The sequence below is a fragment of the Pseudomonas sp. KB_15 genome (assembly GCF_052114525.1).
Taxonomy (GTDB): domain Bacteria; phylum Pseudomonadota; class Gammaproteobacteria; order Pseudomonadales; family Pseudomonadaceae; genus Aquipseudomonas.
Genome location: NZ_JBFREX010000012.1, coordinates 87,965 through 107,548 on the forward strand (window position 1 = coordinate 87,965; position 19,584 = coordinate 107,548).

The 19,584-nt window shown below is 58.4% G+C and carries 15 protein-coding genes; 5 read left to right on the forward strand and 10 right to left on the reverse strand.

Annotated elements, in window-relative coordinates; all coding sequences use genetic code 11:
• Positions 1 to 24 precede the first annotated feature (24 nt).
• The 9 genes from AB4Z35_RS13475 to AB4Z35_RS13515 form a co-directional block, all read right to left on the reverse strand.
• Positions 25 to 2,439 carry a TonB-dependent siderophore receptor gene (locus tag AB4Z35_RS13475; RefSeq protein WP_442097549.1) on the reverse strand — a complete coding sequence of 805 codons (2,415 nt, stop codon included), beginning with the start codon at positions 2,437 to 2,439 and terminating at the stop codon, positions 25 to 27.
• A 97-nt stretch (positions 2,440 to 2,536) separates the two neighbouring features.
• Positions 2,537 to 3,514, reverse strand: coding sequence for a FecR domain-containing protein (locus AB4Z35_RS13480; protein ID WP_442097551.1), 978 nt, complete (start codon positions 3,512 to 3,514; stop codon positions 2,537 to 2,539).
• Entirely contained in the window at positions 3,515 to 4,030 is a 516-nt protein-coding gene (locus AB4Z35_RS13485) for a sigma-70 family RNA polymerase sigma factor (RefSeq protein ID WP_007994329.1), read from the reverse strand.
• 85 nt (positions 4,031 to 4,115) lie between these two features.
• Positions 4,116 to 5,300: an aminotransferase class V-fold PLP-dependent enzyme gene (locus AB4Z35_RS13490; protein ID WP_442097553.1), complete on the reverse strand. Its 1,185-nt coding sequence runs from the start codon at positions 5,298 to 5,300 to the stop codon at positions 4,116 to 4,118.
• Between the two features lie 15 nt (positions 5,301 to 5,315).
• Positions 5,316 to 6,560: an MFS transporter gene (locus AB4Z35_RS13495; RefSeq protein WP_442097554.1), complete on the reverse strand. Its 1,245-nt coding sequence runs from the start codon at positions 6,558 to 6,560 to the stop codon at positions 5,316 to 5,318.
• A 13-nt stretch (positions 6,561 to 6,573) separates the two neighbouring features.
• Positions 6,574 to 8,424 carry an IucA/IucC family protein gene (locus tag AB4Z35_RS13500; RefSeq protein ID WP_442097556.1) on the reverse strand — a complete coding sequence of 617 codons (1,851 nt, stop codon included), beginning with the start codon at positions 8,422 to 8,424 and terminating at the stop codon, positions 6,574 to 6,576.
• Positions 8,425 to 8,460: 36 nt separating this feature from the next.
• Positions 8,461 to 9,621, reverse strand: a complete 1,161-nt coding sequence (locus tag AB4Z35_RS13505) for an NAD/NADP octopine/nopaline dehydrogenase family protein (protein ID WP_442097557.1) — start codon at positions 9,619 to 9,621, stop codon at positions 8,461 to 8,463.
• A 28-nt stretch (positions 9,622 to 9,649) separates the two neighbouring features.
• Positions 9,650 to 10,693: a PLP-dependent cysteine synthase family protein gene (locus AB4Z35_RS13510; RefSeq protein WP_442097558.1), complete on the reverse strand. Its 1,044-nt coding sequence runs from the start codon at positions 10,691 to 10,693 to the stop codon at positions 9,650 to 9,652.
• A 14-nt stretch (positions 10,694 to 10,707) separates the two neighbouring features.
• Entirely contained in the window at positions 10,708 to 12,102 is a 1,395-nt protein-coding gene (locus AB4Z35_RS13515) for a Y4yA family PLP-dependent enzyme (protein WP_442097559.1), read from the reverse strand.
• Between the two features lie 613 nt (positions 12,103 to 12,715).
• Between AB4Z35_RS13515 and AB4Z35_RS13520 the strand changes: the two genes are divergently transcribed.
• From AB4Z35_RS13520 to AB4Z35_RS13535, 4 genes are all read left to right on the forward strand, one after another.
• On the forward strand, positions 12,716 to 13,606 hold the full coding sequence (locus AB4Z35_RS13520) for an HpcH/HpaI aldolase/citrate lyase family protein (RefSeq protein ID WP_442097561.1): 891 nt from the start codon (positions 12,716 to 12,718) through the stop codon (positions 13,604 to 13,606).
• A gap of 26 nt (positions 13,607 to 13,632) precedes the next feature.
• Positions 13,633 to 14,034, forward strand: coding sequence for a ParB N-terminal domain-containing protein (locus AB4Z35_RS13525; protein WP_116260804.1), 402 nt, complete (start codon positions 13,633 to 13,635; stop codon positions 14,032 to 14,034).
• Positions 14,035 to 14,144: 110 nt separating this feature from the next.
• The gene (locus tag AB4Z35_RS13530; RefSeq protein WP_442097562.1) at positions 14,145 to 16,385 is read left to right on the forward strand and encodes a TonB-dependent receptor; all 2,241 of its coding nucleotides are present in this window, start codon (positions 14,145 to 14,147) and stop codon (positions 16,383 to 16,385) included.
• A 66-nt stretch (positions 16,386 to 16,451) separates the two neighbouring features.
• The gene (locus tag AB4Z35_RS13535; RefSeq protein ID WP_442097563.1) at positions 16,452 to 16,829 is read left to right on the forward strand and encodes a fe2+ zn2+ uptake regulation protein; all 378 of its coding nucleotides are present in this window, start codon (positions 16,452 to 16,454) and stop codon (positions 16,827 to 16,829) included.
• 145 nt (positions 16,830 to 16,974) lie between these two features.
• On the opposite strand, the gene AB4Z35_RS13540 is transcribed toward AB4Z35_RS13535, so the two are convergent.
• Complete coding sequence (locus AB4Z35_RS13540; RefSeq protein WP_108228796.1) at positions 16,975 to 17,889, reverse strand: LysR family transcriptional regulator; 915 nt, start codon at positions 17,887 to 17,889, stop codon at positions 16,975 to 16,977.
• Between the two features lie 269 nt (positions 17,890 to 18,158).
• Between AB4Z35_RS13540 and AB4Z35_RS13545 the strand changes: the two genes are divergently transcribed.
• Entirely contained in the window at positions 18,159 to 19,181 is a 1,023-nt protein-coding gene (locus AB4Z35_RS13545) for a zinc-dependent alcohol dehydrogenase family protein (protein ID WP_442097565.1), read from the forward strand.
• The last annotated feature ends 403 nt before the right edge of the window (positions 19,182 to 19,584 follow it).

A 19,584-nucleotide genomic window follows, 5' to 3' on the forward strand; every position in this document is an offset into this window, starting at 1 on the left:
CACACCGTCGCCCGGCTGAACGTTTCAGAAATCGACAGTCGCCGACAGTAATAAGGTGCGCGGTGAGCCTTGGGAGAACGCGCCATAAGAGGCAACGCCTGACCAGTACTCGTGATCCAACACGTTCTGCACAGTGGCGCGAAACGTGGTCGGTCGTTCATCGATGCGAGTGGTGTAGCGCACGCCGACATCAAAGCGGGTCCAGTCATCCAGTTTCTGGGTGTTGGCCTGGTTTACGTACTGGCTACCGGTATGGATCGCACCACCGGTCAACGTCAGGCCTTCAACCCATGAGGTGTCCCATTCGGCCCAGAGATTGGCTTGAACTTCCGGCACCCCCACCGGATTATTGCCGCGGTTGGCGGCCGCAGCGGTTTTGGTCAATTCGGCATCGAGCAGGGTCACGCCACCGAGCAGTCGAGTGCCTGGGGCGACTTCGCCGAACACATTCAGCTCCAGCCCACGGTTGCGCTGTTCGCCCTGCACGGAAAACACCCCGGAGGCCAGTTCGCCGCTGGGTTTGGTGATTTGAAACAGGGCGAGGGTGGAGGTGAAAGTGCCGTAGTCGGCCTTGACCCCGAGTTCGTGCTGGCGGGAGACGTAAGGGGCAAAGATCTCGCCGGCGTTCGATGCGGTGGAAGGCGCGATGTCACCCTTGCTCAGGCCTTCGATGTAGTTGTAGTAAAACGAAACATGGTCCCAGGGTTTGATCACCGCGCCAAACAGCGGTGTGGTTCTGCCGTCGTCGTATGACGTGGTGACCACCCCGGCCGCGTTGTAGTTGTCGGATTTGATGTTCTGTTTGCGCACGCCCAAGGTCACCTGAACGCGTTCATCCAGAACCGACAGCGTGTCGGCCAGGGCCACGCCGGTCAGTTCGCTCTCGGATACTTTGGGCGTATCCGGCTTGGGGATGAAAGGCTTCGGACGATCAACCGGGTGGTAAATGTTCGACAAAATCGGCGCACTGGAAATGATTCCTCGGGACAACACATCGTGATAACGGCTGACTTGCAGGGCTGTGCGGTGACTGATCGGCCCGGTGTCGAAGCGCAGGCGGGCACCGGCGTCGAGGGTGTACCGCTCGACGTCGAACTTGTAATAGCCGGGGATTGAAGAGGTGTCGCCGGCGGCGTTGATGATGGTCGGGGTCTGGTCGGACATCCGCGCAACATTCGATTTGCCACCACCGGCATGGGTGAAAACAGTCAGCGTGTCACTGAGGTCGTATTCGCCGCTGAGCAGGGCAGATTGGTCACGGGTTTGCGACCAGCCCCATTTCTGGCTGACGTTGGTTCGGCCATTGGCGGCGGAGGGAATGTCTACGCCCGAGGCGATCAAAAACGGCCGCGAAGCGGCGTCGAAGCGTTCTTTCTGGTTGAGCCAGTCGAGGCTGGTGCGCAGGCGTTCACCCTGATAATCGAGGGAAATGGCTCCAATATCGACGTGGCGCGATTGATCGTCGATGACCGTGTCGCCCAGCTGGGTGCTGCCGTTGATGCGCACACCGAACCGGCGATCCTCACCAAAGCGCCGACTGACGTCGATGTGACCACCGAGTTGCGAATCCATGGCGTAACTGGCAGTGAAACGGGTCAGATCCTCTTCCAGGGAGCGCTTGGGCACCACGTTGATGATGCCTCCGACCGCGCTGTTGGGTGACATGCCATAGAGCAGGGCGCCGGGGCCTTTGACCAGTTCGATACGTTCGGTGTATTCGGTGAACACCCGGTAGTTCGGAGCCACGCCGTACACGCCGTCGAACGCCAGTTCCCCTAGGTTGCCTTCACCGACAGGAAAGCCACGGATGAAGAACGAGTCGACAATCCCGCCTGTCTGGCCAGTGGAGCGCACCGATGAATCGCGTTCCAGCACATCACCGACCGTAACGGCCTGTTGGTCCTTGATCAGCGCCGAGGTGTAGGTGCTGACGCTGAAGGGGGCATCCATCACGTCGGTATTGCCCAGAACGCCCAGACGCCCGCCGTTGGCAACCTGCCCACCGGCATACACCGGCGGCAGGGTGTCGGTATGCCTGGCAGTGCCGATGATTGCCGTTTCATCCAGCGTCACCCGGCGCTGCACCAGTGTGTAGCTGCCGTCGCTGCGCAAAACCATGTCCAGGCCACTGCCCTCCAGCAGGCGAGTGACCGCCTCTTGCGTGGAGTAATTGCCGATCAACGCAGGACTGGTCAAGCCTTCGGTCAACGATGGCTGGAACGACAGGGCAATGCCGGCGTCCACGGCAAAGCCCGACAGAGTTGCGCCCAGCGGCCCGGAGGGAATGTTGTAGGCACGGACCGCGACAGAGTCCAGTTGCGCAGGCACGACGGCCAAGGCAAACGGGCAAACGGCACCGATCAGGACAAGGCTTAGCAACGCACTGCGAATAACTGGTTTGAACTGATGATCCGGACGCAGATGGCGTGCAGCGAACATGAATGGATGGACCTATAAAACAGGACGGAAAGGTTCTTCTTCCCCATAGCCAGTCGAGATCAAAAAAAGTATCAGATGATCGGCGATTTTTTTCGACTCAGGCGGGAGAGAGCATGACCCAGAAGCCATTCAAATGGCCGCTGACGAGGATTGGGTAGGTTTGCGCCAGCATGTTCAGCGTGCGCTGGGTGTCGCTGATCGGATAGGCACCGGAAATACGCAGATCGGCAATCGCAGGATCCAGACGCACGAAGCCGCGGCGGTAGCGTGTCAGTTCGGCAACGAAGTCAGCCAGGCGCATCTTGTCAGCCATCAACAAGCCTTGGGTCCAGGCGCCGATGTAGCGATCGACGGCGGTGACCCCGCCAAAGGTTTTGGATGAGAAGTCGGTGCGCTGCCCGGCGTTGATGACCAACGGCGTTCCTTGACGATTTTCGGCGAGTTCGACCTTCACTGCGCCGTCCAGCACTGCAAGGTGGGTGCGTGGCTGCAATTCTCGAACGGTGAATCGTGTGCCCAGAGCCTGCATGCGACCCTGGCGGGTGCTGACCAGAAACGGCCGGGCCAGCGGAGAAATATCCGCTGCGGTCTGCACCAGTATTTCGCCTTCGCGCAGGTGAATGAGTCGTTGGCTGGCGTCGAACAGCACGTCGATGGCGGTGTCGGTGTTCAGGGTGATTTTCGAACCGTCGGCCAGGGTCAGCTCGCGTTGCTGGCCGACGGTGGTGCGATAGTCGGCCGACCATTGCTGGGATTCTGCCAGTTTCCAGCTGCCCCAACCGGCCGGCAGGATTGCCAGAATCATCGCCAGCTTGCCCAGCGCCGCGCGACGCTCAGGGCTGCTTGGGCGGTCGAGTGCCGACATCGCCAGAGACGGTGGCAAGCCGCCGAGCTTGGTCTGCAATAACTGCGCACGGGCCCAGGCACGGCCGCGATCGGGCGTGCTGATTTTCCAGCATTCCCATTCGGTACGTTCAGTTTCACTGAGTTCGCCTTCACTCAAACGGATCAACCAGTCCGCGGCCTCTTCTAGTGCCTGGTGATCGAGGTGCGGCTCCTTGCGGCGAGTGAGCATTCACTCCACCAGCAACAGGCACTGTACGAAGGCTTGCTTCATATAGCGTTTGACGGTGATCAGCGATACGCCCAGCTGCTGGGCGATGTCGTCGTATTTCAGGCCGCTGATCTGCGACAGCAGGAACGCGCGTTTGACCAATGGCGGCAGGGCGTCGAGCATCGCATCGATTTCGTGCAGGGTCTCCAGCACCATGAAACGCARTTCCGGTGAAGGCACCTGCGGGGCAGGCATATGGGCGAGGGCATCCAGATAGGCGCGTTCAAGTGCCTTGCGCTGATACCAGTTGACCAAAATGCCCTTGGCCACGCAGCTCAGGTACGCGCGCGGTTGTTCGATGACGGTCACTTGAGAGGCGAGGATACGGGTGAAGGTGTCCTGCGCCAGATCCGCTGCATCCATGGCGTTACCCAGTTTTTTTCTCAGCGTCGCGTACAGCCAGCCGTGATGGCCGCTGTACAGGGCTTCGATCGCGCGCAGGTGATGGTCGTTATTCGCGGGAAGGGTTTCGCTCATGGCTGCAGGTTTTTTTGCAATTGAGAAGTATTCCCAATGCTAATTTACAAACCGGCTGCGACGCAAGTGCCGAGTGGAATCGCTTTCAGACTCTCGGCAGGCGGCTCAGCGCTGCAATCATCGTGTCGATTTCTGCTTCGGTGTTGTACGCGTGGAGAGAGGCGCGGCTGACCTCCAGCAGGTCCCGGTGCTGCATGTCGAGCAGCGTCGAGCGGAATGTCGAGGTGGTAACGTTGATGCGTTTTTCCTGTCCAGCCAGCCACTGCTGGAGCTGTGCAGCGCTGCTGTCCCGGTGGGTGAATGTCACGATGCCTGACTTTTGAATACCCAGGTCACGCAGCGCGAAGCCCGGAATGTCCGTCAGTCGCTGACGCAAGTAAGCAGCCAGTTGTTGAATCCGCAACCACGTCGGTTCGAGGCCTTGCGCCAGCGCGTACTCAACCGCAGTACCGAGGCCCAGTTTGGCGGCGACGTTACACTCCCAGTTCTCGAAGCGTCGTGCGTCAGCGCGGATTTTGAACGTGTCAGCTGTCTGCAAGGACGCGGCATGCAGGTCGAGAAAGACCGGCTCCAGGTTCTGGCACAGAGATCTTTCTACATACAAAAATCCCATCCCCCGAGGCCCACGCAGGTATTTGCGGCTGGTGGCCGCAAGCATGTGACAGCCGATTTTCTGCACGTCGATCGGCATTTGCCCGACACCTTGGCAGGCATCAAGCAGAAACAGCACGCCGGCAGCGCGGGCGAGGGCGCCGATCTGCTCGATGGGCTGCACCGGCCCGCCATTGGTGGCGATCACCGGCAGGGAAATCAACGCGACGCGATCATCGCCAAGCATGTCCTTCAGGGCCGGCAGTGACACCTGGCCGTGTTCATCGTTGGGGATGACGCGGATTTCAATGCCGCGCTGCTTCTTCAGTTGCAGGTAAGGAATGTAATTGCCGGCGTACTCGGTGGTCGAGGTCAGCACTACATCGCCGGGTTGCAGCGGTAACGAATAGAAAGCCATGTCCCAGGCGCGGGTCGCGTTTTCGATCACCGCGATTTCATCGGGCTGGGCGTTGATCAGACGACCGATGGCGCCATACACATTTTCCAGTTCGGCCGACTGTTGCCCGGCCGCTTCATAACCGCCAAGACTCGCTTCAAGCTGAATGTGGCGGGTCATGACTTCGATCACCGGCGTAGGCATCAGCGCCGCACCGGCGTTGTTGAAGTGGATCAGTTGCGCGACAGCGGGGGTGTCGGCGCGCAGTTGTTCAATGTTCAAAGCAAGGTTCCTTGATCAATCCCCGGGCGGGACATGACTCGGTTGCATCACCGCAGGCAAGTAACGCAAGGCGACAATCGGGATCAGCGCCACCACGTAGGCCAGGCAAACGAACAGGTAGGTGTACTGCAAGCCATAGACCTGACTGAGCAAACCGCCGGCCGAGATACCCGCAATCGACGCAAATTGCGCGGTGCCCTGGGCAATCCCCAGTACATGGCCTTGTTGCGAGCTGTCGGCGGTTTTCGAGATCAGCGCCATCAACACCGGTGTGGTAGCCCCCAGCAATACGCCCCAGATGAAGTAGGCGATGACAAACACCAGCGAATTGCGCGTGACACCCGCCACGGCGGTGAGGACGATGCAGCCGATGACCACATAGGTAATGCGATGCAGCGTTTCCTGTTGGCTACGGTGTTCGAAATAACGCGACCAGGCGGTGGCCGAAAGAATGAAGCCCAACGCCAGCAAGCCATAGCACAGGCCAACCACCGAATTGCTGACCTCGAACACCGAGCTGACATATAGCGAGAAAGAGGTCTGCGGGAGCATTCGCGCCAGCAGCAAAATGCCCATCACGCCAAGCAGCGACAGCAATGGCGAACCTTGCCACACACTGCCTGAACGGCTGGCCGGCGCTGCCTTGTCCGCGACCGGTGCTTTCTTCACCGGTGGCACATCCGGCAAAGTGACGGCCGCGATCACGGTGCACACCGCACACAATGCCGAGGCGATGATGTTGATCCAGAAGAACGTGGCGTAATCGAGGATCAACCCGCCGACGACCGCTCCCAGCAACGAACCGACGTTGGTCGAGATTTGCAGGATGGCGAACAGCCGCGCCCGCCGCGAAGGCGCTTCGATACTGACGCCGTAAGCCTGTGCCGGGGCGATGTACCCGGCGAAGGCGCCTTGCAGAAAACGCAGGATCAGAATGACCCAGATGTCGCTGAAGAGGGCCAGCCCAAGCTGGGTCAACGACAATCCGGCGAGGGCGCGGATCATCATCAACTTGTGGCCATAGCGATCGCCGATACGGCCCCAGAATGCACTGGTCAGAATAATGCCCAGCATCGGCCCGACGTACACGGCGATGCTGGCGAAGCTGAAAACCGACTCTGAGGCGGTCAGCCCACGCAGGTGGACAGGCCAGAACGGCCCGCTCATTTCCATCGCGCCCATGGACACCAACTGGATCGCAAATAGAATATAAATCAGGATTCTTACTCTCGAACCCTGGATGACACCTGCATGGGACATGGGTCAGCCTCGGTTAAACGCTAGCGAGCGGGTTGGTCAGGGTGTGTTGCAAACGATAGTTGGAGTACTGCATCAAGTGCATGCGCAACAACGATCGGGTCGGCCATGGATCTTCCACGAACGCCTTGCGTTCGACTTCCCACAGCGTTGGCGAGACACGGTCGCGCACAGCCTCGAATGCAAGGTCGGTCTCCTCGCGCAAAACCGCCCACAGCCGTGTGTTGTTCACCCCGTACTCCTTGGTCAGCCACAGCGCCATTTCGTGCAGATGCGTCAGGAACGCCGCGTCGAGCACGAACATGCGTACCGGCTCGATATCACCTGAGAATACCGTCGGCAGAATACCCGGCTGCACATGGGGCTGAAGGGCATAGCCGCGCTCTTCCAAAAGCGGTGCGTAAGTCCTGCCGTCGCCGAAATCGCGGATCAGCAGACTACGTGCTTTGCCGTCGGGGGAGAACAGCACCATGGTGTTTTGCTGATGCGCTTCAAGACCGATGCCATACATCAGATAGATCGCCACCACCGGGTGGGTCACCACTTTGGCGTACTGGCGGAACCAGCTTTCAACCTGGGTGGCATTCGCCCGCACGCCGTCGCGCTCGATCAGATCGGTGAACAGCGGCCGACCACTGCCGGGCAAGCGGGTGAACAGTGACGCCACGGTAATCGGCAGACATTCGTCGCTGCGTTCGAACGCTTGCTGACTGGCACGAAAGACCACGGACAGATGACGCCCGGGATTATCGTCCTGAGTAATCGCGTTTTTGTAACGCACGCCGATTTCTTCCGGGAAGATCTCCAGACGCTGATCGAAGCCTTTTTCGGCGTCCAGAATCCTGGCGATCACCGTGCTGATGCGCGGCCCCATGTGAATCGACTTGGCTTGCAGGCTGCGCAGTTCGCTGGTCATCCACACTGCAATCGGCAATTTGATCAGCGGCGCGCAGTCGTCCAACACCGGCATCATCGTGCGGTACGACATGGTCGGCAGGGTCGCAATGTCCGGGCCATCGGTGATTAGAATGCCTTCTTCGATTTCCGTCGCAAACGTCTTGAGCACATACGCCTGCAGGTGCCAGGCGTGAATCGGCAGCGGCAGCCACTGGGTTTCATCCAGCCCTTTGCTGTTGAGCGAGGCCTTCCATTGTTCCCATTGCGCCGGGAAGTTGCTGGCGAACCAGTCGTGGTAACTGGTCACGTGCGGCATGCTTTCGCTTTTCGAATGGTCGGCACGCAACGCGGCGATACGCAGCGGCACTTGAGCGTTGAACTCGGGGGACAACTGCTCGACTTCAGCATCGGTCAGGCCCGGGCGGGATTTCCATGTCGGGTAATATGGATGGCCTTCCAGCGAGCCCCACTGGTCGAGAAGGATGGCGGCGTCCTTGGTGTTGGCATGCTTGCGCAGATAATCGGTGAAGCTGGTGAGCCCCTGATCCTTGGTGGCCCGCTCCAGCCGCGCATTCCATTGCTGACGATGCTGGCGGGCGTGGGCGTCGTTGATCAGGCTGTTTTCCATGTCGGACTTGAGCCCGGCCACGCCTTCGTCGGTGGGCTCGAAGTCGAAGCTGTCACGCAGCACATCCAGCATGTCTTGATGGCTGGTGATGACCTGTCGCACACCTTCATCGGTCAACAGCACCACGTCACCGTCGTTGACCACGGTGTCGGCCGGGCCTTTGGCAATGTCGGAGAAAAACAGATGGGCGCGGGCACCCTTCAACGGATAAGTGGCCTGGTTCCCCTCGACGGAAAAGCTCAGGGCCGAACGGTCGAGAATGTTCTCGGCAAAAAGGCAACGGATCAAGCGTCGCATGGCGTTTTTGCGGGAGTAGGCGATCAGTGTCTTGAAGTCATCCATATCAGCGGTCTGCTCGTCGAAAATTAAACAAAGAGATCAAGCGGCGGCGTTTGCCGTGCGTGGCCAGTGGCTTGGGAAGTAGTCGAGTGCCGAATCGCGCAGGCCTTGCATGTAGGCAACGCTCCACTGCAAGACTTCTTCGATGTAGGGCACCTTCAGCTCGAAGCGCCTGGCCATTTCCACCAGCAAGACCAGGCCATAGGCGACGTCTTCATTGAAGGCGCGGCTCTCGCGTTCGATCACGTAGCCGGCGCGGTTGTCGCCGGCCGGCACCATCGGCGCGAGGATGTCGTTGTAGGCCTGGTTGGTGCGCAGAATCGAAAGCATGCTGCTCTGGTCGCGGATCTGGTCACCGTAGGCCTCGACGATTTCCTGTTTCAGGGATTTGACCGAGGACAGGTCGATGTCCATGCGCTGGCTGATGACCGCACACAAGTCCTGGCTTTCCTGATCCATGCGTTCGAGGAAGTAGGCGCCCAGTTCCGGGCACTCGGTCCACCAGCACATGCGTTGCGGGAAGATCTTGCGATGCCATTGGCCGTAGGGGCCGATCAGCCCGTAGATCACCGAGCTGTGCATGATCGGATTGCCCGGTGTCAGGGTGATTTCCAGGTAATTGTCGAGCATCGTCACGCATGGCCCGTACAACGTGGTGAGCATGTCCTGCAGCTGCTGGCGCGATTTCTGCGATTCTCGAGCGTGGGTCGCCACATACAATTGGCTTTTGCCGCCGCCCATTTTGATCGACCGCCCCGGTGTCAGCTCAAACGCAGTATGCGGGACATCCTTCATCCCCCAGATCACCAGGTTGGGGCGATCGGCCAGGGTGGCTTCGGCCAGCCAGTCGAAACCGCAGAAACCCGGAATCGCGCCGATGTACACCGGTTTGCTGGCGCTCAGATGCGGTGCAATGGCTTGCAAGGTTTGCGGCCGGGCATGGGCGGGGACAGTGATGATGACGATGTCGGCATCTTCAACGGCAGTCTTGGCATCGGTGGTCACGCGATCCAGTCGGGCACTCAGCGTCGAGCCATCGGGCAACAATGCCTGCATCGGCGTCTGACGCGCGTGCTGTTCGATGACCTGCGGATTGCCGGTGAGCATCGAAACCTGAACATTGGGCAGCTGTTTAAACAGGATGGCGTTGAGATGGCCGGTCCTGCCGCCACCACAGATGGCGACTTTCAACAGATTCATCGAGAGGCGTTCCTTGGTGATGGGTGGGTCATGCGACGCTCAGTTGCAGCGGCGCGGAAACGGATTCCAGCCATTGGGTCTTGCCCAGCCAGGCGTCCAGTTGCGGCGCGACGTTCGGATCAAGCAGATCACGCTCTTGCAGCCATTTATCGTCGAACACCGTGTGCAGGTACTTTTCGCCGCCGTCGGCGATCGGCACGACCACGTTGCCGGTCAACACGCCTTTGTGGATCAGTTCCAGTGCCTTGAAAATTGCACCACCGGTCGAGCCACCCACCAGCAGCGCGAGGTTGCGGGCGATGTAGCGGGCGCTTTCGAAAGCCTGTGAGTCGGTGACTTGCACGCCCAGATCGATGCAGCTGTAGTCGAGCACCAGGCCGACGGTGTCACCGGCCGGAGTGCCAGTGCCTGATTGGTAGTAGGGATAGCCGGGATGGCCGAAGACGATCGAGCCGGCCGGTTCGACTGCGACGGTCACGGTGCCGGGGTTGTGCAGTTTCAAGCCACGAGCGATGCCGGTCATCGAACCACCGGTGCCGACACAACCGACGTAGGCACCGATAGCGCCTTCAGCCTGAGCGATGGTTTCGCGGACGAAATCACTGTAGCCACCAGCGTTGGCCGCGTTGTCGGATTGATTCATGAACACGGCGCCAGGAATCTCGCTCGCCAGTTCCGCCGCAAGTCGCTGACGCTCGACCACCGCGACCTCATCTTCGCGATAGGTGCCTTTGACGAATCGAATGTCGGCGCCCAGCGCCTTCATCACCGCGATCTTGTCTTGCGCTGCGTGGTGATCGACCACGGCAATGAAGTGCAAACCAAACTCGACCGCTGCCATGGCCAGTCCAATCCCGGTGTTGCCGGAGGACGATTCGACGACCACACCGCCGGGTTTCAGGCGACCGGACTTGAGCGCAGCCAGCACCATATTGCGTGCCATGCGATCTTTGATGCTGCCGCCGGGGTTGTTCTTTTCAATCTTCAGCAACAAGCGTGCGTTGGTATCCGGAACATCAATGCCCAACATTGGAGTGTTACCAATAAGATCCGAAACTTTATTCAATATCATTTCAAATATTACCTTTAGTAGTCAGGTGAAAACGCATAGTTACCTTCCGTACAACAGGTCGCCGTCAACCGCCGGGGCAGGGGATGGCGATGAAACTCGTTCTCCAGCAAGTCCATCTGATAACCGGCGGTATTGACATAAATCAATAAGTCACCTGTTTGGGGGGCAGTGCCGAAATTGATAAGCCGATGCGTAATCACATCATCGTCCAGGCAACTGTGGCCTGCGATATAAGCTTGGGTCGGGGTGCATGGGAGTTCTTTTGTGCTGATCAGTATTGGATCTACCAGGTATTCAGAAGAAAACCAGGTTTCACAGGCGCTGAAGCTACTGCCTTCAACAAAGATGACGGCTTTATTGTCGGCGAGTTTTTTCGTGCGGGTGACGCGAAACAATGAAATAGCTGCTTGATCTACCAGGCTTCGGCCGGGTTCCAATGCCAGCGTTATATTCTGAAGCTTCAGGTAATTGGCAATGGACAGTCCTGTCGAATGATCGGCTTCGAGCAATAGCGTCAACCATTGCGGTGCCGTCAGGTCACTGCCATAAGGATAATAAGAGTCTGGGACTGACTGGTTGTAATAGTGGCTGGGCTTGTTCTCGTTTTGCAAAAAAAGACCGTAGGCCTGTGGCTCGACATAACGAATCGGCAGGCCTCCACCAATGTCGATCATCAGCGGATTCAAACCCATTTCCCGAGCTGCTTCGACAAACGCCGTTACCTCACGGAACGCCTGCGCGCGGGATTCGAATCCATAGCCGCCCAGATGGAAATGGAAACCCTCGAAGTGAAAAGTCGCAGATTGCCTGGTCAGCCGTTGAAGGCATTCAAGCAAGTCTTCCGGGCCCATTCCAAATCGGCTTTTCGGGCAGCTTTTCGGCCTGTAACGCAGTAAAAGTCTGGCTTTGGTGAGGGCAGGTCGCGATTCGATCACGATTTTGAGGTGCTCGAATTCCTCCAACGAGTCCACGCAAATCAGTGAGCCCGCACTGACCAGCGCCTGATGAAACATGGCTGTTTTTGCCGGTCCCGTGGCGCAGATTTTTGCTGCCGGCGTACCGGCCCGCAACGCGGCTTCCAGTTCGTGGATGCTCGACACATCGACGCCGATACCCGAGTTTGCCGCAGCGCTCAGCATGCTCTGGGACTTGTTGGCCTTGGCGCCGTAGAAGATGGCGTGAGTCACGTTGTACTGTTTCAACACGGCCTGCAGGGCCTTCGTGTTCACTTCAAAAGCATGGGGCCAAACCAGATTCAACGGCGACCCATGTTGTTTGACCAAGTCAATAAGTATGCCTGGGGAGTTATTAATAAGCGTATAAATAACTGGGTCGATCAGCGGTTTTAGCATGTCCGGCTGATGGACTTTATTTAGCTTTTCAATAGGCGATTTATTGGTTGCAAGCATAGTTAACCCCTGGCGTCTAAAATAACGTCGCCATTGATGTGTCGATAACTGATCGTTATCGAAAGATGTAGTCTTTTTTACTCGTCAGATACGAGACTTTAAACACCCTGGAGGCGGATGCCAGGCGAAATCTGAAGATGAATCCGTATGGCCGATCGTAATAAATGGCTCGCAAAACAATTGCATGAGAACCCCATTCCATAAGGTTTGTACGGATGTTCTGATTGGCCGCTAGTTGATGGCCAGTCCTCTGTAGATGACCAGTAACTGATATTTAAATGACATCACTGACATGTACTTCCCGTGATACTGATCGCTGGCTCTGAAACGAGGATAGTTCCTCTTGACGGCGTGAACCATATTGCGAACGCGAACGATTATCAAGTAAGGTTTTCAAATATTTTTGAATGAAGACCTGCGCAGGGCTAATTCATGAGCGTGTATTTACACGCTCAAGTACGCGTTCGTCCCTACATAAAAAAACCCTTAATACCTTGATCAATAAGGCGTTGAGGGCTGTTGCGAGACGGCCCGGGCAGGCACGGAAATCCGCCGCCGGCGGGGCCTGAAAATTTTCAGAAATCACGACTGGTTCACGCCAAGGAGCAACGCCATGCAATCCGATCGACTCAGCAGCAAAACCCCACTCGCGATCAGCTACCTGTTCGTGCCGGGCAACCGACCCGAACGGTTTTCCAAAGCCGTCGAAGCGGGCCCGGACGCGATCATTCTCGACCTTGAGGATGCCGTTCACCCAGACAGCAAAGCCGCAGCCCGCGCCGCCATCTGGGCGTGGCAGGAGAGCACGCCAAAGGTTTCCTGCGAACGTTACATCCGCCTGAACAGCGTCAGCAGCACACTGTTTCGCCAGGACCTGACCTGGCTCAGCGACATGCGCTATCCCGAGCGGTGCAGCGGAATCTTTCTGCCCAAGGCCGAATGCCCCGAGACCCTGGCGCGGGTGGTCGAACGCCTGCTCGAGTGGCAGCCGGAGCTGAAGATTATCGCGATCATCGAGACCGCCAAGGGCCTGCAACAGGTCGAGTCGATTGCGGCGATTCCGGGCCTGGCGCGGCTGGCGTTCGGCTCGCTGGATTTCTCGCTCGATGTCAACTGCAGTCAGACTCCCGATGCGTTTCTCTTCGCCCGCAACCGCATTGTGCTGGCTTCGCGCACGGCGAATTTGCCGGCACCGATCGACGGTGTCACGCCGGCGATCAGCGATCTGGCGGTTGTCACCAAGGACTCACATTACGCACGCTCGCTGGGATTCGGCGCCAAGTTGTGCATCCACCCCTCGCAACTGCTCTCGGTGCAGCGCGCTTTCCTGCCGGATTCGCGCCAATTGGCGTGGGCCGACCGGGTGATGAGGGCGGTGGCCACGGGCAGTCATGCGGTGCAAGTGGATGGCGAGATGGTCGACTTGCCGCTGATCGAACACGCCCAGCGCCTGCTCGATGTGGCCAGCCAGTACGCGCCAATTGCCCGCGCCGATGCCTGCTGAATCCCCGGCGAATCAGGAGATCAACCATGGAACACGAATATCAGATTACGCTGCGGCCGCTGTGCGAAGTGCTGCAGTCCGAGCAGGTGGACCCGGTCAACGTGGCGATGCTGCGCGAGTCGATTATCCGGGCCGGGCATTGGCTGGAGCCGATCATCGTCGAGCGCTCGCAAGGCATCGTGATGGACGGCAATCACCGGTTCAACGCGGCGTTGCAGCTGGGCTTGAAGCGAGTGCCGTGCATCCAGCTCGATTACACCGATCCGCGGGTGTGCGTGCGGCATTGGCAGACTGGGCAAGTGTTCGAAGTGGCGCGAATTTTCACCGCGATCGCCCGCGGCGAGATCTTTCCGTACAAGACCACCCGGCACGCGTTTGACCCCGCGTTGCCGGTGGTCGCGATACCGCTGCAACGCCTGTATGCCTAGCCTTGGCCTGGCAAAATCAAAGAAACTTTACTGCGGGTGATACTTTTTCGCAGATCGACTGGCAATAGGAGTGATAACCATTTTCCCTTGTTGAAAAGGATCCTCACGTCATGCCTGTTGTCAGTCGTCCTAGCGGTGAGCGCGTGTTAACACTCGCCATTCGTACCGCCATGCTGAATTTTGTTTTGGTCGCAGGAAGCGCCAACGCCTGGGCCGCGAGCCCCGAGCAACAAGACGTTGCCGCCGACAAGACCTCGAACATTCCAGCCGCGACGCCGACCGACGACAGCATGGATGCGCTGACTCTCGGCACCACCAACATCAACGCCCGTTACAACGGTCCGACCGCATTGCCGGAAGTGTTCGCCGGCGGCCAGGTTGCGCGCGGTGCCCGGTTGGGCATGTTGGGCAACAAGGACGTGATGGACACCCCGTTCAGTGTCACCAGTTACACCGCCAAGACCATGGCCGACCTGCAAACCGTGACCGTGGCCGATGCGCTGCAACGTGATCCTTCGGTGCGCTCCACCGGTCAGACGGGCGGCATCGTCGACTCGTTTTTCATCCGTGGCTTCCCGATCGGTGAAGGCAACCTCGGTGAATTGGCGTTCGACGGCGTGTACGGCGTAGCGCCGAACTACCGGGTGTTCACCGAGTACGCCGAGCGTGTAGAAGTGCTCAAGGGGCCGGGCGCGATGATGTACGGCATCTCGCCCAACAGTGGCGTCGGTGGCGTAATCAACATCGTTCCCAAGCGTCCACTGGACGAAGACCTGACCCGTTTTACCGGCAGTTACGCCTCGGACTCTCAGGTCGGCGGTCATCTGGATCTCAGTCGTCGCTTCGGCGAGGAAAATCAGTTTGGCGTGCGCTTCAACGGCAACCTGCAGGGCGGCGATACGGCCATTGATGATCAGCATCGAGACGTGGGTGTCGGCGCCATTGCCCTCGATTATCGTGGCGAGCGCTTGCGCTTGAACCTTGATTACATCAGTCAGAAAGAAAGCTTCGACGCAGCCTCGCGGCCATTCACCATCGCACCGGGGGTAGATGTCCCGTCCGCGCCGAATGGACGCACCAACCTGCCGCAGGACTGGGGCTGGTCGGATACCAAAGAGCAGTCGGCCTTGCTGGGGGGCGAATATGACCTGACTGATACGGTTACCGTGTTTGCCCACGCCGGTGGCGGCAAATCGGACGTCAAGCGTTTGTCTGACCAAGTGCCGAGAATCCTCAATGAGGCCGGCGATACCAGCAACATTCCGGGTTACTACAAATTCAACGTCGATCGTTCAACAGCCGATGTCGGCATCCGCGGCGTGTTCGCTACAGGGCCGATCACTCACACGACCACGCTGATGGCGACCCGGTACCAGGATGAACTGTCCCGAGGGATCAACAATGGTACCGAAATCCGTTCGAACATTTACCACCCGATCGATGTGCCCAGGCAATTCATCAACTCGCCGAAGGTGCTGCGCGTTTCCGAATCGGATCTGTCCGGCGTCGCGTTGACTGACACGTTGTCCATGCTCGATGACCGCTTTCAGTTGACCCTCGGTGTGCGTCGCCAGGACATCGAATCACGCAACTACAACGCCGCAGGTTCGGTCAGCTCGAAATACAGCGAAAGTGCCACGACTCCACTGGTCGCAGTGGTGGTCAAGCCTTGGGAGGATGTCTCGCTCTATTACAATTATGTTGAAGGTTTGAGCAAAGGAGACATCGCACCAGGCACGGCGGCCAACGCCGGTGAGACGTTCGCCCCGTACAAATCGAAGCAGCATGAACTCGGCGTCAAATATGAGTACGGTACGTTCATGACCACGCTGGCGTTGTTCCAGATCGAGAAACCGAGTGGTGAAATCGGCGCCGGCAACGTGTTCTCGGTGCAGGCCGAACAACGCAATCGCGGCATCGAGTTGAGCATGTTCGGCGAAGTCGCGCCGGGCACGCGCTTGATGGGGGGCGTGACTGTGCTTGACGGTGAGTTGACCGATTCGGCGACAGCGGCCAACCGCGGCAACAAACCGGTGGGTGTGCCGGACGTGCAAGCCAACCTCTGGGCCGAATGGGATACACCATGGCTTGAAGGCTTCACTCTGACCGGTGGTGCCATTTACACCGACAGCCAATTCGTCAATCAGGCTAATACGCAGGAGCTGGATGCCTGGACCCGCTTCGATGCCGGCGCGCGTTATGCCACCAAAATCGAAGGCCGGCCGACGACGTTCCGCGCCACCGTGCAGAACGTGTTTGATCGTGAGTACTGGTCGGGCGTTGCTTCGTACGGCGCATTCTCCCCGGGTTATCCGCGGACCTTGCAGCTGTCGGCCACCGTCGACTTCTGACGAAGACGGGAAGGGTTGCTACGGCTGACGTAGCAACCCCTGAACATTTCGGAAAGGGAGTTTCGCATGTTGAACAACTCAGGCTCAGCGGCTGTAAGCGCACCTTCACCGTTTCGCACAGCGACCAATCAGCTGGCGTTCGTATGCAATCGCAGCTCGAATGAACACATTCGTGAATTGCTTCGTTTCTATGGACTGCGCACCAGTCTGATCCGCATCAAGGTCCTCAATGCGCTGGTTGCCGCCACTTTGGATGGGCGTGCCGTCGGTGTCCGTGGGGTGTATGCCTATCTGGTGTCACTGTCTGCCGGGATGACATTTGTCAGTGTGCGCGAAGTACTTAAACGCCTGTGCAACGAGGGCGTGATCGTGCTTGAGGCCGACAAGAACTACCGTATCACCGAAGAAGCCTGGGCGATGCTGAAGCAGCACCTGGATGATTGAAAAGTGTGGCCCTCGAACGGATTCAGGCTCGAACGCTCTATAAAGAATGATCCAGGTTTGAACAGTGACGAGTGTCGAGGCTTTTGCGAGCTTCAACACTTGTCATGACTCACCCGCGACCTAAAAGAGAGATACGCCATCCTCTTTAAAGACTATCAGGGTCGCCAAAAAACATCTGAATCCGCGAGCGCAACCAGCGCTCACCCGGATCATTGTCCTGCGACCCTCGCCAAGCCATGTGCAGTTCGAAGCTGCGCACCGGCAATGGCGGGTCTTCCGCACGCACACCGCCCGCTGCAGTCAGTGCATCGGCGGTGTAGTCCGGCACGGTTGCGACGATGTCAGTGCCGGCCAGCAAGGTACTCAAGCCATTGAACTGCGGCACCGCGAGTACCACATGCCGTTTGCGCCCGAGCTTTTCCAGTTCTTCATCTATAAAGCCGCTGAGGTCACCGGCGAACGACACCAGTGCATGGGGGCGGGCGCAGTAGTCATCCAGGCTCAACGGCCCCGGCACGGTGTCGGCGCGCAACAGCTTCGGCTGACTGCGGCGCAGTACCTTGCGCTTGGCGTTGGCCGGCAGGTCGGTGGTGTAACTGACGCCGATGGAGATCTCGCCGGATGCCAGCAAACCCGGCATCAGGATGTAGTTGACCCTGCGTATCACCAGCACAATCCCCGGTGATTCGGCACGCAGGCGTTTGAGCAGCATTGGCAGCAAGGCGAATTCGACGTCGTCCGAAAGGCCGATGCGGAACACGGCGGTACTTGTGGCAGGATCGAACTCGGCCGCACGGCTGACCGCGGTGGAAATCGAATCCAGTGCCGGCGAGAGCAGGGCGAAAATCTCGATCGCCCGGGCAGACGGCTCCATGCTGCGGCCGGTACGCACAAACAAAGGATCATCGAACAGCCCGCGCAGGCGCGAGAGCGCCGCACTGATGGCTGGCTGGCCGAGGAACAGTTTTTCCGCAGCACGGGTCACGCTGCGTTCGTGCATCAATGTTTCGAAAACGATCAACAGGTTCAGGTCGACACGACGCAGGTCATTACGATTCATCTGGAGTCCTGGCAGAGTCAGCAAACTTGACGTGGGCGGCCATATGAGAACAATGGCCAGCAGGAATATTACGGGGAAAGACTGGTACTCTGCACCGAGTAATTCAGATTTCCTACAAAGGCAGCTTCAATTTCTTGCGACATTTGACGATGTTGCTGCCGCTGCGGAATCAATGACAGGCATGTCGACTATTAATAGCCACAGATAGTGTTGGGTTGAAAGCCCAGCTAGAGTTCAAGGCATTAGAGGTTCAATTGGCGAGGTTTGTGATGTCCCGCACGATTCGTTTTCACAAGTTTGGTCCAGCCGAGGTGCTCATATGCGAAGAGCATGCGGCGGCTCTGCCTGCACCGGGCGAAGTGCAGGTGCGCGTCGAAGCGATCGGCATCAGTTGGTATGACACGCTCTGGCGCCAGAACCTGGCGTCGTCCCGCGCCCATCTGCCTTCCGGCCTTGGCCAGGAAATGGCCGGTATCGTCACGGCTGTCGGTGAGGGTGTCGATGACCTGGCGATAGGTGACAAGGTCGCCAGTTTCCCGGCCCAAAGCCCGAACGACTATCCGGTCTACGGAGAGCTGATCGTACTGCCGCGCTCGTCGCTGACCCGTTACCCGGACGTACTCACCCCGATCGAAGCCAGCGTGCATTACACGCCGCTGTTGGTCGCCTATTTCGCTTATGCCGACCTGGCACGGGTCAAGCCCGGGCAATTCGCCCTGGTGACCGACGCCAGTCATTGCGCCGGACCTTCGTTCGTACAACTGGGCAAGGCCCTGGGTGTTCGAGTGATTGCCGCAACCAAGTCAGCAGAAGAGCGTGAGTATCTGCTGTCACTGGGTGCCGAAAAAGTCATCGTTACCGAGGAAGAAGATCTGCTCATGCGGATCAACAAAATCACCGACAACCGCGGCGTGGATGTGGTGTTCGATGGTTTGGGCGGTCCGCAGATGTCGTTGCTCGGCGATGTGTTGGCGCCTCGCGGCAGCCTCGTGCTGTACGGCCTGCAAGGCGGCAACCAGACACCATTCCCGGCTTGCGCAGCGTTCCAGAAGAACATTCAGTTCTTCGTGCACTGCATCGGCAACTTCACCGGCAAGCCGGAACTGGGCATCATCCAGGACCAGGTCGCACTGCAGCGTGCCTTGCGCGATATCAACCAGTTGACCGCTGACCGCGTGCTGCTGCCGCTCAAGACTCGGGTCTTCCCGTTTGCCGAGGTTGTCGAGGCACACCGCTACATGGACGAATGCCCGTGTCGCGAGAGGGTCGCGCTCCAGGTCGAACCGGCGTAGCACTTACCCAATAGCAATCGCAACAGCTATCCCGACAGCCTATCCAAGAGTCCGTGCCCACACGGACTCTTTCGTTTCAGCCCCGAAACCCCTCGATCCGCAGGCCTGTCCAGCAACTGAACTGGTTTTTGCTCGTAATCTGTAGCTTCTAATCAGCCACTAAGCCCTGATAATTGAATGATTACTTTCATCTCAAGGAACGAGTCATGGCTGGTGGTCAGGCTGAAATTTTTCAATGTGCGCCATCGGTGCAAATCTCCAAATTAGTTCGTTGTTGTGTAGTTGCCAAAAAAACAGCGACAACTTCCTTCCTTATTTCTTGTATTAAGTGTCTGTGGGACTTTGTCGGACGTTTCCTAGGACTCCGGTTTAAATCGAGCAAACCCTTGCCCGCCGGGTGGTA

Excerpts from the sequence above, each read along its gene's own strand:
- AB4Z35_RS13520 (WP_442097561.1), top strand. The coding sequence starts at position 12,716 with ATGCAATCCGATCGACTCAGCAGCAAAACCCCACTCGCGATCAGCTAC.
- AB4Z35_RS13500 (WP_442097556.1), bottom strand. The coding sequence starts at position 8,424 with ATGGATGACTTCAAGACACTGATCGCCTACTCCCGCAAAAACGCCATG.
- AB4Z35_RS13480 (WP_442097551.1), bottom strand. The coding sequence starts at position 3,514 with ATGCTCACTCGCCGCAAGGAGCCGCACCTCGATCACCAGGCACTAGAA.
- AB4Z35_RS13475 (WP_442097549.1), bottom strand. The coding sequence starts at position 2,439 with ATGTTCGCTGCACGCCATCTGCGTCCGGATCATCAGTTCAAACCAGTT.
- AB4Z35_RS13535 (WP_442097563.1), top strand. The coding sequence starts at position 16,452 with ATGTTGAACAACTCAGGCTCAGCGGCTGTAAGCGCACCTTCACCGTTT.
- AB4Z35_RS13510 (WP_442097558.1), bottom strand. The coding sequence starts at position 10,693 with ATGATATTGAATAAAGTTTCGGATCTTATTGGTAACACTCCAATGTTG.
- AB4Z35_RS13515 (WP_442097559.1), bottom strand. The coding sequence starts at position 12,102 with ATGCTTGCAACCAATAAATCGCCTATTGAAAAGCTAAATAAAGTCCAT.
- AB4Z35_RS13545 (WP_442097565.1), top strand. The coding sequence starts at position 18,159 with ATGTCCCGCACGATTCGTTTTCACAAGTTTGGTCCAGCCGAGGTGCTC.
- AB4Z35_RS13505 (WP_442097557.1), bottom strand. The coding sequence starts at position 9,621 with ATGAATCTGTTGAAAGTCGCCATCTGTGGTGGCGGCAGGACCGGCCAT.
- AB4Z35_RS13540 (WP_108228796.1), bottom strand. The coding sequence starts at position 17,889 with ATGAATCGTAATGACCTGCGTCGTGTCGACCTGAACCTGTTGATCGTT.
- AB4Z35_RS13530 (WP_442097562.1), top strand. The coding sequence starts at position 14,145 with ATGCCTGTTGTCAGTCGTCCTAGCGGTGAGCGCGTGTTAACACTCGCC.
- AB4Z35_RS13495 (WP_442097554.1), bottom strand. The coding sequence starts at position 6,560 with ATGTCCCATGCAGGTGTCATCCAGGGTTCGAGAGTAAGAATCCTGATT.
- AB4Z35_RS13525 (WP_116260804.1), top strand. The coding sequence starts at position 13,633 with ATGGAACACGAATATCAGATTACGCTGCGGCCGCTGTGCGAAGTGCTG.